At 63.0% G+C, this 13,108-nt stretch carries 11 protein-coding genes; all 11 read left to right on the plus strand.

Annotated features, from left to right (window positions below):
- Positions 1–3 precede the first annotated feature (3 nt).
- The 11 genes from murG to ileS all read left to right on the plus strand — a co-directional run bounded on the left by murG (position 4) and on the right by ileS (position 13,085).
- A complete protein-coding gene (gene murG / locus MHX63_RS06270; RefSeq protein WP_239387727.1) occupies positions 4–1,116 on the plus strand; it encodes an undecaprenyldiphospho-muramoylpentapeptide beta-N-acetylglucosaminyltransferase in 1,113 nt (370 codons plus the stop codon).
- Positions 1,117–1,172: 56 nt separating this feature from the next.
- Positions 1,173–2,681: a UDP-N-acetylmuramate--L-alanine ligase gene (murC, locus tag MHX63_RS06275; protein ID WP_239387728.1), complete on the plus strand. Its 1,509-nt coding sequence runs from the start codon at positions 1,173–1,175 to the stop codon at positions 2,679–2,681.
- Positions 2,678–3,406: an FtsQ-type POTRA domain-containing protein gene (locus MHX63_RS06280; protein ID WP_239387729.1), complete on the plus strand. Its 729-nt coding sequence runs from the start codon at positions 2,678–2,680 to the stop codon at positions 3,404–3,406. Before murC ends, MHX63_RS06280 begins: the two co-directional genes overlap by 4 nt.
- 165 nt (positions 3,407–3,571) lie before the next feature.
- Entirely contained in the window at positions 3,572–4,912 is a 1,341-nt protein-coding gene (gene ftsZ / locus MHX63_RS06285) for a cell division protein FtsZ (protein WP_239387730.1), read from the plus strand.
- A gap of 55 nt (positions 4,913–4,967) precedes the next feature.
- Positions 4,968–5,774, plus strand: coding sequence for a peptidoglycan editing factor PgeF (gene pgeF / locus MHX63_RS06290; RefSeq protein WP_239387731.1), 807 nt, complete (start codon positions 4,968–4,970; stop codon positions 5,772–5,774).
- Positions 5,771–6,526, plus strand: coding sequence for a YggS family pyridoxal phosphate-dependent enzyme (locus MHX63_RS06295; protein ID WP_239387732.1), 756 nt, complete (start codon positions 5,771–5,773; stop codon positions 6,524–6,526). The genes pgeF and MHX63_RS06295 overlap by 4 nt, the downstream gene beginning before the upstream one ends.
- Positions 6,527–6,593: 67 nt before the next feature.
- Positions 6,594–7,172, plus strand: coding sequence for a cell division protein SepF (sepF, locus tag MHX63_RS06300; protein ID WP_239387733.1), 579 nt, complete (start codon positions 6,594–6,596; stop codon positions 7,170–7,172).
- Between the two features lie 63 nt (positions 7,173–7,235).
- A complete protein-coding gene (locus MHX63_RS06305) occupies positions 7,236–7,526 on the plus strand; it encodes a YggT family protein (protein WP_239387734.1) in 291 nt (96 codons plus the stop codon).
- A 600-nt stretch (positions 7,527–8,126) separates the two neighbouring features.
- Complete coding sequence (locus MHX63_RS06310) at positions 8,127–9,227, plus strand: DivIVA domain-containing protein (RefSeq protein WP_239387735.1); 1,101 nt, start codon at positions 8,127–8,129, stop codon at positions 9,225–9,227.
- Positions 9,228–9,305: 78 nt separating this feature from the next.
- Positions 9,306–9,464: a hypothetical protein gene (locus MHX63_RS06315; protein ID WP_239387736.1), complete on the plus strand. Its 159-nt coding sequence runs from the start codon at positions 9,306–9,308 to the stop codon at positions 9,462–9,464.
- A gap of 351 nt (positions 9,465–9,815) precedes the next feature.
- Positions 9,816–13,085, plus strand: a complete 3,270-nt coding sequence (gene ileS, locus MHX63_RS06320) for an isoleucine--tRNA ligase (RefSeq protein ID WP_239387737.1) — start codon at positions 9,816–9,818, stop codon at positions 13,083–13,085.
- Positions 13,086–13,108 lie beyond the last annotated feature (23 nt).

The raw sequence follows: 13,108 nt of genomic DNA on the forward strand, positions 1-13,108 counted from the left end.
AAAGTGAACCCGAAGCCAGAAGCCGACCGGAAGCTATCAGTCGTCGTTGCCGGCGGCGGAACGGCCGGGCACATTGAACCCGCCATGGCCGTGGCAGAGGCAGTTCGCGCGCAGCGCCCAGACGCGCGCATCACCGCGCTGGGTACTACCCGTGGCCTGGAGACCACCCTGGTGCCGGCGCGCGGTTTCGACCTGGAGTTGATCCCGCCGGTGCCGGTGCCGCGCAAAGTGAACAAGGACCTAGCTACGCTGCCGCTGCGCCTGCGCAAGGCTCTGAAGGAGACGAAGCGGGTACTGCGCGAGGTGGAAGCCGACGTGGTTATCGGCTTCGGCGGCTACGTTTCCGCCCCGGCCTACCTGGCCGCACGCTCCCTCAAGATTCCCTTCTTCGTCCACGAGGCCAATGCCCGCGCGGGCGTGGCCAACAAGCTGGGCGTGAAGCTGGGCGGTACCGGCCTGGCCGCAGTCGAGGATTCCGGCCTGGACGCCGAGATTGTGGGCATCCCCGTGCGCGAATCCGTGCTGAAAATGGATCGCAAGGCCCTGCGCGCGGAGGCCCGCGAGTTCTTCGGCGTGGATCCGGAGGCCCCGCTGCTGCTGGTGACCGGTGGTTCCCAGGGCGCACGCAGCATCAACAACGCCGTGGTGGATGCAGCGAAGACACTGCAGGACGCCGGCATCGGGGTGTTACACGCATACGGCAAGAAGAACGAAATTGAGCTACCCGCAGAAGTACAGGAAGGCAAGCCCCCGTACGTAGCAGTGCCGTACATCGAGCGCATGGACCTGGCTCTCGCCGCCGCGGATGCGATCCTGTGCCGCTCGGGCGCAATGACCGTTGCCGAGATCTCCGCCGTCGGCCTGCCAGGTATCTACGTGCCGCTGCCGCACGGCAACGGCGAGCAGGAGCTCAATGCCCGCCCGATCACCCACGCCGGTGGCGGGGTGATCATCAAGGATGCCGAGCTCACTGGTCACCGCGTTTCCCAGGAAGTCATCCCGTTGCTGCGCGACGAAACCCGCTGGCACGCCGCTAGCCTGGCAACGCTGGCCGCAGGCCACAGGGACGCTGCCGAGAAGATCGCCGACAAGATCATCGCAGCAGCCGAGGCATAGCCCCCATACCAAATCCTTTTGTCCTCCCTCCTCTTAGAAAGGCAACTTCTTCCACGATGAGCGAGCAGCCTCAGACCACGGACCTCTCCCGCGTGCACATGGTGGGCATCGGCGGCGCCGGCATGTCCGGTATCGCCCGCATCCTGCTGGACCGCGGCTACCAGGTCAGCGGGTCGGACATGAAGGAGTCGCGCAGCATCATGGCGCTGCGCGCGGCCGGCGCACAGATTCAGGTCGGACACGCGGAGGAAAACTTGCGCCTGTTGGGGGAGTTGCCGACAGTGGTCGTCACCTCCTTCGCCGCGATTCCGCAGGATAACCCGGAGCTCGTCGGCGCCCGCGAGGCAGGGATTCCGGTGCTCCGCCGCTCGGACATTCTGGCGCTGTTGCTGCAGGATCGCCGGGCTTTCTTGCTGGCGGGTACGCACGGTAAGACCTCTACGACGTCGATGGCTGTGTCGGCGCTGCAGGCGGCGGGGCAGGATCCTTCCTTTGCCATCGGTGGACAGTTGAACCGCGCGGGCACGAATGCCCACAACGGAACCGGCGAGATCTTCGTGGCCGAGGCTGACGAGTCCGATGGTTCCTTCCTGTCCTACTCGCCCGAAATCGCGGTGATCACAAACATCGAGCCCGACCACCTGGATTACTTCAAGACCGAAGCGGCCTACCGGGAGGTCTTCGAGAAGTTCGCCCACCGCATTGTGCCGGGTGGCTTCCTGGTCGCGTGCCTGGATGATCCGGGTTCGGCCGCACTCGCCGAGAAGCTCATCGCCGGTGCCGAGGCCGGCGAGTCCTTGCCGTTTAGCGTTGTTGGTTATGGCACTGCCGAGGCTTGTGACGCCCACTTTTCCGTGCCCCCAGCAGCGATCATCGAAAGCACGGAGGTTACCGCCGAGGGAACCGTTTCCGCCTTGCGGCTGACTGAGGCCGTGAACGGAGCCGTGCAGCAGGGCGGTGGAAAGGGCGCAGGCACCTATTCGCTGCGCGTGGCCATCCCGGGCATTCACATGGTGCTGAACGCCACCGCGGCCGTGCTGGGCAGCGCGCTGCTGGGCGCGGATGTGGAGAAGGTCATCGCGGGCATCGGTGGTTTCGACGGCGTACGCCGCCGCTTCGAGTATCACGGCACCCGCCAGGACGTGGAAGTCTACGACGACTACGCGCATCACCCGACCGAGGTCGCGGCCGTCCTCTCGGCCGCACGGCAGCGGGTGGAAGCTCGCGGTGGGCGCATCGTGGCCGTCTTCCAGCCGCACCTGTACTCCCGCACGATCAACTTTGCCGACGAGTTCGCCGAGGCTTTGTCCCTGGCCGATCTGGTGGTGCTGCTGGATATCTTCGGCGCCCGCGAGGAGCCCGTCGAGGGTATGGATTCGCGCATCATTGGAGACAAGATCGATGCCTCCACGGAGTGCGTGTTCGAGCCCGACTTCTCGCGTGTAGCCGGCGTGGTCGCCGGGCTGGTGCAGCGTGGCGACATGGTGCTGACGATCGGCGCGGGTACCGTGACGATGCTGGCGGACGAGATTCTCCTGGAGCTGGACCATGGTGATCGCGGGTGAGTAAGGCGTCAAGAACAAGAAACAAGAAGAACCAACAGAGCCAGAAGGGGCAGAAGCACCAGAGCACGCCGCGAAAGCGCCTGCAGTGGCTGGTCGCGGGGCTCGTAGCGCTGGCTGTGCTGCTGGGTGTGCTTGTGTATGCGGCGCCCATCGTGAAGGTGTCGCAGATCGATGTGCAGGGCACGACGAATGCGGATCCGCAGGCGATCCGGGAGGCCAGCGCCATTAACGCGGGCGACAACATGCTGCGCCTGAACATGGCAGAAGCTGCCCAGGGAGTATCCTCCGTGCCGTGGGTGGAGAAGGTGACCGTAAAGCGCTCCTGGCCCACAACGGTGACGGTCGATGTGACCGAGCACAAGGCCATTGGCTACGTCATGGACGGCGACACACCACAGGTAGTGGACGAAAATGGGCAGGTGTTTTTGACGGGTGTGAAGCCTGAAGGGTCTTTCGAGTTTAAGAAGACCAAGGCGGACGATGCTCGGGCTATCGACGCGGCGACGAAGGCGCTGACTGCGCTCTCGGATGACCTTCGCGGGAAGCTGGAGGGGATTGAGGCCGAGTCGGCGGATAGTATTCGCCTCTTTTTCCCTAATCAGGCTGTGTATTGGGGTTCCGCCGATAGGGCGGACGAGAAGGCCGAGGCGACCCGAATTGTGCTGGGGCGCGAGGGAAATTGGAACGTCTCGAACCCCGCTATGCCCACCGTCAGGCAGGGCTGAAGTAGGGGTGAATCCCCAGCTTAAGCTTTAAGTTGAACTTTAAGGATACGACACGCCACCAAGAATGTGCACCGCTAAATGCTTGACGGCTAGGAAGATGGACGCAACAGCAAACCGGCAAACCGCAAAGCACGAAAAATTCTCTAGGAAGGCGGAAAAGCGCACATGACGAATCCAGGAAACCACCTCGCCGAGATCAAGGTGGTCGGTGTCGGCGGCGGCGGAGTAAACGCCGTCAACCGCATGATCGACGAGCAGCTGCAGGGCGTGGAGTTCATCGCCATCAACACCGATGCACAGGCTCTGATGCTGACCGATGCGGACATCAAGCTGGATATCGGCCGCGAGGAGACCCGCGGCCTGGGCGCCGGCGCTAACCCGGACGTCGGCCGCAAGTCCGCCGAGGACCACAAGGACCAGATCGAAGAGATCCTGGCCGGTGCCGACATGGTGTTCGTCACCGCAGGTGAGGGTGGCGGCACCGGTACTGGTGCAGCCCCGGTTGTGGCGAACATCGCGAAGAAGCAGAACGCTCTGACCGTCGGCGTGGTTACCCGCCCCTTCGGCTTTGAGGGCCGTCGCCGCAGCAAGCAGGCCATGGAGGGCATCGAGGCTCTGCGCGAGGTCTGCGACACGCTGATCGTTATCCCCAACGACTCGCTGCTGAAGATGTCCGAGGAGCAGCTGTCCATGATGGAAGCCTTCCGCAAGGCTGATGAGGTGCTGCTCAGCGGTGTCGAGGGCATCACCAAGCTGATCACCACCCCGGGTGTGATCAACGTGGACTTCGCCGACGTGCGCTCCGTCATGACCGACGCGGGCTCTGCCCTCATGGGCATCGGCACCGCCCGCGGCGATCAGCGTGCCGTCAAGGCCACCCAGGCAGCCATCAACTCCCCGCTGCTGGAGAGCACCATGGAAGGCGCCAAGGGCGTGCTGCTGTCCTTCGCCGGCGGCTCCGACCTGGGGCTGCTGGAGGTTTCCCAGGCCGCGGACCTGGTGGAGGAAAAGGCTGACGAAGACGTCAACCTGATCTTCGGTACCATCATCGACGACCAGCTGGGCGATGAGGTCCGCGTGACCGTCATCGCCACCGGCTTCGACGATTCCCCGTCCGCAACGTCCAACAACCAGCGCTCCGGTGCGCACCATTCGCAGGAGAGCGCGGACGCGGCCGCAGGCGCCGGCGCTGCACAGCCCACCAACCTGTTCGGTGGCCAGGAGGCCCCGCAGGCTGGCCAGAACTCCCAGTACGCAGTGCAGGGCCAGGAGATCCCGCAGGCAGGCTCCGCGCAGGCCGATCCGACCGCACAGCAGGCTGGCACCCAGTCCAGCTTCGCGCAGCGTCGGGGCACCGTGCCGCAGCAAGCGCCGCAGGAGCAGCCGCAGACTAACCAGGGCGGCGGTCTGTTCACCTCCGCTCCGCAGCAGCCGCAGAACACCACCAACTCCAGTGTGGATCTGACTGAGGAAGAGGACGACCTGGATCTGCCGGACTTCAACTAGTCCGCCAGATACCACCTCGCCAGATGCAGCCAGATGCCAGACTAAGGAGCTTGCTTTGAGTCACGATCAGAGCCCGAAGGTGCGGAAGGTCTTTACCGACCGCAACGGTGGGGTTTCCACGGGTGCCTACGCCTCGTTTAACCTGGGCGATCACGTGGGTGATGACCCGTCGGCTGTGGCTCAAAACCGCCAGCGCCTGGCTGATGTGCTGGGGCTGGACGTGGGGCGTTTGGTGTTTATGGAGCAGATCCATTCGCCGAACGTCACGGAGGTCACCACCGACCACCTTGTATCCGCTGCGCCCGCTGGGAATGCTGCTTCCACTGTGCACTCTGCGTCCCCCGCGTCCCCCGCGTCCCCTGCGTCGCCCGTGATTGAGGCTACTGACGCCCTCATTACCACCCTGCGAGGTACAGCGCTGATCGTCCTCACCGCTGACTGCGTTCCGGTTTTGCTGTCCGATGAGGATGCCGGCGTGATTGCCGCGGTTCACGCTGGGCGAATAGGAGCCCGCAACGGAATCCTCCGTCGCACCATTGCCCGCATGGAAGACCTGGGCGCTGTACCCAGCAACATTCACGCTCTGCTCGGCGCGGCCGCCAGTGGAGAGAACTACGAGGTGCCGCAGTCTATGGCCGCGGATGTTGAGTCCAAGCTGCCCGGCTCGGCGACGACCACCACGAAGGGCACCCATGGGTTGGACATTCGTGCTGGTCTAACCCGCCAGCTACTCTCCCTCGGAGTGCGCAGCATTGATGCGGACCCGCGCTGCACAATCGATCCGGAGCACGCCGACCGTTTCTTCTCCTACCGCCGAGAGGGGACGACAGGCCGCCAGGCGGGCGTAGTGTGGATGCCATGACTGAGCAGAAGAGCATGAACAGCGAAGGCCAGGTGCCGGACGACCTTCCCGGCGGCTCGGCGGAACTTAGCCCACGGGCGCAGGAGATTGCTGAGAACCTGGCGCGCATCAGGCGCCGGATTGCGGTGGCCGGGGGAGCAGATCTTCTGCCCATTACCAAGTTCCACCCTGCTGAGGACGTGAAGCTGCTGACGCAACTGGGCGTCACCGCCGTCGGCGAGAACCGCGAACAGGAAGCGCGTGATAAACACGCGCAGTTGGCAGAAACAGGTCTGCAGTTTCACATGGTGGGGCAGGTGCAGACGAAGAAGGCGAACTCCGTTGCACGGTGGGCAGCTGCCGTGCACACGGTGGACTCGCTGAAGTTGCTGAATGCGCTGGACCGGGGCGCGGGGCTGGCCTTGGAACGCGGCGACCGAAGTGGGCGCCTGCCGGTGCTTCTGCAATTCAGCTCCGACGGTGACCCGCAGCGTGGTGGGGCAGTGGAGGCGGACATCGACGAACTGGCCGATGCCGTGGCCGCTGCCGAAAACCTGGAGCTGCGCGGGCTGATGACGGTACCGCCGCTCGACGCCGATCCCGTGGCCGTGTTCGCCCGCGGTCGGCAGCTCGTCGAGCGCATTACTGACCGCGTGACGGGCGCTCCCGTGTACTCCGCGGGAATGAGCGGTGACCTGGAGATAGCCATCGCGGAAGGCTCCACGCTGGTGCGTGTCGGTACGGACATCATGGGCGCGCGACCAGTACTTTAAACCACATAGTTATATATCGCCCTTAACAAGCTAAGAGATTCAAGCAACGGAAGGTTCCTACAGACCAATGTCAGAAAACTTCATGGACAAGACCAAGCGCTTCTTCGGTTTTGATCCCGTGGAATCCTACAACACGGATTACTACAGCGACGGCTACGGCTCCCGCGAGCGCGACCGTGCGGATCGCACAGACCGTGTTGAGCGTGATGCACACGAGCCTTCTTACCGTTCCCGTTCTGAGCGCGATCGTGGCGACCGTTATGGCCGTTCCGATTTCGCTGACCGGGTAGAGCGGGGCGACCGAGAGGATCGTTACTCTTCCCGCGGCGGAAGCCTCTATTCCTCCTCCTACGCGGATGCTCCGGCGGAGGAGAAGGATCCCTCGGCCTTCGTGTCCTTCACTCTAAGCTCCTACACTCAGGCCGGCGAGCTGGTGGATAACCTCAAGGCTCGCGAGATCGTCGTCTTCTCCTTAAGCGGGATGGAAAAGGGCGAGGCTAAGCGAGTACTGGACTTCGCTGCTGGTCTGAGCCGCGGTTTGGATGCGCAGCTGAAGAAGCTTAAGGGCGTACGTAACTTCATCTTGCTACCGAAGGGCGTAACTCTGGCGCAGGATCAGCTGGATGCTATCGCGGAGACTATCTAGTCTGCGCGCCAGCCGATTTAGAAGTCTTTAACACATAAGGTCATTAACCAGGAGAGCTCTTAAGTGAACGAAATCCTGCTTCTGTTGATGTGGCTGATTCGCTTCTACATTCTGATTCTGATCCTGCGCATCATTATCGAAATGATTCAGTCCTTTTCCCGTAACTGGCGCCCGCAGCGCTGGTTCAGCATTGTGGCCGAGCCGCTGTTTGTGGTTACAGATCCACCGGTAAAGGCGCTGCGAAAGTTGATTCCGCCGGTTCAGCTCGGGGGCGTGGGGCTGGATGTCTCCGTGCTGGTTTTGTTCTTCGGGCTGCAGTTGTTGAGCATGCTCTTGGGGGCATTTGTTCGCTAACTGAGCGACAAACTTTGGGGGAATCTGCGGGCAAAACTCGCTAGTAGTTCACTAGCGAGGCCGATATCAGCGCATCCTTAAGTCCATAAAACTAAGGGGGGTGGATGTCGGGGGGGGGAGAAGAATGAAACGGATATTCAGCAAACTGTTGTGAATATCCGTTCACGGGGCTAGAATTGGAGACATCTTCGCGGTAAGTGAGTGAGGCTGCGGAGATGTCGTGTGTAGTGACGGAAGCCGCTGCCGGTCGAGAATGTGGGTCTTGGCCGGTGGCGGTTTTCTCATTTCCTTCACCTGTTACATCGTCGGCGCGTTTCTAGCGTTACGTGTTCCGGCCGAATAAGCGGAAAAAATTTTATGGGGGGTGAAACCAGGGGGTGAGAATCAGTCTGTGATGAGTATGTGGCTGTAGTAAATTACTGTTGAGGCTGAGCTATACGGTGTTATGCTACGCTACGCGGTTAATCTCGATCTAAAGTTGAGACTGAACCAGCTTATGCTGGTATGCTTTGTAGCTGTTTCATAAACCATCAATAGTTCAATACTGTTGCGAACGCCTTCTAGCACTTTGAGGCAATCCGAAAGGGAAAGGGACAACCTATGCCACTCACTCCGGCTGATGTGCACAACGTAGCTTTTAGCAAGCCGCCGATCGGCAAGCGTGGTTACAACGAGGACGAGGTCGACCAGTTCCTGGATCTCGTGGAGGACACTCTTGCGGAACTGCAGGACGAAAACTCCGACCTCAAGCTGAAGGTCGAGCAGCTGGAGTCCGGTTCCGCTAATGGCGCTGGCGCTGCTGGCGCTGCTGGTGCTTCCCAGGTTGACGAGGCTGCACTGCGTCGCGAGATCGAGTCCGACCTGCGTGGCCAGTTCGAGTCCGAGTACTCCGCGAAGCTGGAGCAGGCTCGCAAGGACGTTCGCGCCGAGGTTCAGGCAGAGCAGGGCAAGGCGCAGCCGCAGGCCGCTTCCCAGGCAAACGTCGCCGAGATCGAGAAGAAGGTCAAGGCTGACTACGAGGCCAAGCTGAAGGCCGCTGAGGATCGCGCCGCTAAGGCAGAGAAGGCTGCTGAGGATGCCAAGAAGCAGGCTCCGGCCCAGGCTTCCGCCGCCGCTGCCGCTCCGGCTGCGTCCGGCGACGGCAAGTCCGGCGTCGCCACCGCCGAGACCCACATGCAGGCAGCCCGCGTGCTGTCTCTGGCGCAGGAGATGGCAGACCGCCTGACCGGTGACGCGAAGGCAGAGTCCAACACCATGCTGGAAGAGGCTCGCGCCACCGCGAAGAAGACCATCGACGACGCCGACAGCAGCTCCAAGAACACCCTGGCGGATGCGAAGACCCGCTCCGAGAAGATGCTGGCAGACGCGGAGGAGAAGTCCAACGCACAGCTGGCAGACGCAAAGCAGAAGTCCGAGGTCATGATCTCCGACGCTACTGCTCAGTCCCAGGCACAGATCCGCTCCGCACAGGAGAAGGCAAACGCCCTGCAGGAAGATGCAGAGCGCAAGCACACCGAGATCATGAACACGGTGAAGAAGCAGCAGACCACCCTCGAGGCACGCATCGAGGAGCTGCGCACCTACGAGCGCGAGTACCGCACCCGCCTGAAGACCTTCCTGGAGTCTCAGCTGGAGGAGCTGAACAGCCGCGGCACCGCCGCACCGGCCGGCTCCATCGAGGTCGAGGGCGAAGACAACTAGTAGCCCCTCAGCGCCTTAGAAATTGGCTACGGCCGGTTATGGCCGGCCACTACCGACCGTCAGGAGGAAGAAGTAACGATGCTCGTTGCAGCGATCCTCCTGGCGGTTCTCGGTTTTGCAGCCCTTGTCGTTAGCCTCACAGTCGGGTCCACCACCTGGGCCTGGATCTGTGTGACCGTGGCATTGATCGGCGTGGCATTGTTTGTCTACGACCTGATCCGCCACCGCAAACGCTAGGGGGCTGGCGAAGGGCTAAGGCTCTAATCCTGCGCACGGCAGTGTAGGGTAGGAGCCGTAACTGAATATCCTTCAAAAACACGTATCGATCCGGCCATCACCGGGGAGCGTTCCTGGAAGAACGGTGTCCGCACCCACAAGCGAGAGCTGGGGCGGGCGCTTATTAGACCCAGGCGGAGTCGCGGCACGTTATCGCCGTAAGAGACGAAGAGGGCGTATCACGAATTACGCCAATCAGGGTGGTACCGCGCGAGGCTCCCTAGCCAATGCGTCCCTGTTTTTTTAGCGAGAACACCGCCGACAGCGAAACTGTGGGCGTCACTAATAAAGCGAAGAAACAGGTACCACACCATGAGCGAAGCAACCCCAGCAGGCGGCGCCTACCCGCGCGTCGATATGTCCAATGGCGGTTCGACCGCCTTCCCCGTACTCGAAGAGAACGTGCTGAAGTACTGGGAGAAGGACGGCACCTTCAACGAATCCGTTAACTCCCGCGAGGGCAACGAGGAATATGTCTTTTATGACGGCCCTCCCTTCGCCAACGGCCTGCCGCACTACGGTCACCTGCTGACGGGCTACGTCAAGGACATCGTCCCGCGCTACCAGACCATGCAGGGCAAGAAGGTCGCTCGCGTCTTCGGCTGGGACTGCCACGGCCTGCCCGCCGAACTGGAGGCGGAGAAGCAGCTGGGCATCAAGGACCGCGCTGGCATCGAAGAGATGGGCATGCGCTCCTTCAACGAGTACTGCGCGACCTCGGTGCTGCGCTACACGGACGAGTGGAAGGAATACGTCACCCGCCAAGCGCGCTGGGTGGATTTCGACAACGGCTACAAGACGATGGATCCGGGCTTCATGGAGTCCGTCATGTGGGCCTTCAAGACCCTCTACGACAAGGGCCTGATCTACCAGGGCTTCCGCGTTCTGCCGTACTCCTGGGCGGAGCACACGCCGCTGTCCAACCAGGAAACCCGCCTGGATGATTCCTACAAGATGCGCCAGGATCCGACCATCACGGTGACCTTCCCGATCACCGGCGCGACCGAGGGCACTGCCTCTGTGAAGATCCTGGCTGAGCACCCGGAGCTCGCCGATGCCGCGTTTATCGGCTGGACGACCACCCCGTGGACCACGCCGGCGAACCTCGCCCTGGCGGTCCACCCCGAGGTGACCTACGCCGCGGTGCGGATTGGTGATGACGCCATCGGTGCCGACGGCGCAGAGGGCATGCATGGAAATACCGTGGTGCTGGCCGACGACCTGCGCGGTGCATACGCCAAGGAGCTGGGGGAGAAGGCCGAGGTTCTGGGCACCTTCACAGGTGCTGAGCTGGAGGGCATGACCTACGAGCCGCTGTTCGGCTACTTCGCCGAACGTGCGGGCGAGAAGTCTGCGACCGGCGAGGGTAGCGAGGGCGGCGAAGGCAGCCAGTTCAAGGCGGGTGCCTTCCGCGTGCTGTGCGCCGACTACGTCACCACCGCCGACGGTACGGGCGTGGTTCACCAGGCGCCGGCTTTCGGTGAGGACGATATGTTCACCTGTGAGGCTGCGGGAATCGACCTGGAGATCCCGGTGGACATGGACGGCAAGTTCACCTCCCTGGCACCCGACTACCAAGGTCAGCTGGTCTTCGACGCGAACAAGGCAATCATCAAGGACCTGAAGGCCGCGGGCCGCGTGCTGCGCCACCAGACGATCGAGCACTCCTACCCGCACTCCTGGCGCTCCGGCGAGCCGCTGATCTACATGGCTCTGCCGTCCTGGTTCGTGGCTGTAACGAAGTTCCGTGATCGCATGGTGGAGCTAAACCACGAGCAGATCGAGTGGATGCCCTCCCACATCCGCGACGGGCAGTTCGGCAAGTGGCTGGAGGGCGCACGCGACTGGAATATCTCGCGCAACCGCTACTGGGGCGCGCCGATCCCGGTGTGGGTCTCCGATTCTGAGGAGTATCCGCGCATGGATGTGTACGGCTCCCTGGAGGAGCTGGAGCGCGACTTCGGCCGCAAGCCGGCCTCTCTGCACCGCCCGGACATTGACGAGCTGACCCGCCCGAACCCGGATGATCCGACGGGCAAGTCCTCCATGCGCCGCGTGCCGGAGGTGCTGGACTGCTGGTTCGAATCCGGCTCCATGCCGTTTGCGCAGAAGCACTACCCGTTCGAGAACAAGGAGTGGTTCGATACCCACTCCCCGGCGGACTTCATCGTGGAGTACTCCGGCCAGACCCGTGGCTGGTTCTACACCATGCACGTTCTGTCCACCGCGCTGTTCGACCGCCCGGCCTTCAAGAAGGTCGTCGCTCACGGCATCGTGCTGGGTGATGACGGGCTGAAGATGAGTAAGTCCAAGGGCAACTACCCGAACGTCAACGAGGTCTTCGACCGCGACGGTTCCGACGCCATGCGGTGGTTCCTGATGAGCTCACCGATCCTACGCGGCGGCAACCTGATCGTCACCGAGCAGGGCATCCGCGAGGGTGTGCGCCAGGCGATGCTGCCCATGTGGAATGCGTACTCCTTCCTGCGCCTCTACGCCTCCCAGCCGGCGCAGTACGATACGTCCTCCACCAACGTGCTGGACCGCTACATCCTGGCTAAGCTGCGCGACACGGTGCAGGGCGTGACCGATGCGCTGAACAACACGGACATCGCCACCGCCTGCGACGAGATCCGCTGGTTCTGCGACGCACTGACCAACTGGTACGTCCGCCGCTCCCGCGACCGCTTCTGGGCGGGCGACGCCGTCCACCCCGAGGCTTTCAACACCCTGTACACCGTGCTGGAGACCCTGTGCCGTGCGGCAGCGCCGTTGCTGCCGATGACCACCGAGGTGATCTGGCGCGGCCTGACCAGCGAGCGCTCCGTGCACCTGGCGGACTTCCCGAAGGCCGAGAACCTGCCCGCCGACGCGGAGCTGGTCGCCGCCATGGATGCCGTGCGCGCCGTAAGCTCCGCCACGAGCTCCCTGCGTAAGGCTCATAAGCTGCGCAACCGCCTGCCGCTGCCGAAGTTAACCGTCGCGCTGCCGAACGCCAGCGCGCTGGAGGACTTCACGAAGATCATCGCCGACGAGGTGAACGTCAAGCAGGTCGAGCTGACCGCGGACGTCGCCCAGGTCGGCGGCTTCGAGGTTGTGGTGAACGCTCGTGTGGCTGGCCCGCGCCTGGGCAAGGACGTCCAGCGCGTCATCAAGGCAGTGAAGTCCGGAAACTACACCGTCGACGACGCGGGCGTAGTCACCGCCGACGGTATCGAGCTGCAGGACGGCGAGTTTACCCGCAAGCTCGTGGCCGCGGAGCCGGAGCACACGGCTGAGGTTTCGGGCCAGGACGGCCTGGTGGTGCTGGATACCCAGACCACCCCGGAGCTGGAGGCCGAGGGCTGGGCCGCCGACCGCGTGCGCGGCCTGCAGGAGGCCCGCAAGGCCGCCGACCTGCAAATCACCGACCGGATCCACCTGACCCTTTCCGTGCCTGCGGACAAGGAAGAGTGGGCACGTACCCACGCGGATGCGATCGCCAAGGAAGTGCTGGCCACGGACGTGAAGGTTGTCGTCGGCGAGCAGCTCAGCCACGACGTCGCCGACGGCTGCTCGGCTGACATCGCGGTGGCGTCCTAAAGAAAAAGACCCGCAGGGTACGC

The organism is Corynebacterium sp. ACRQK, from assembly GCF_022345965.1.
Taxonomy (GTDB): domain Bacteria; phylum Actinomycetota; class Actinomycetes; order Mycobacteriales; family Mycobacteriaceae; genus Corynebacterium.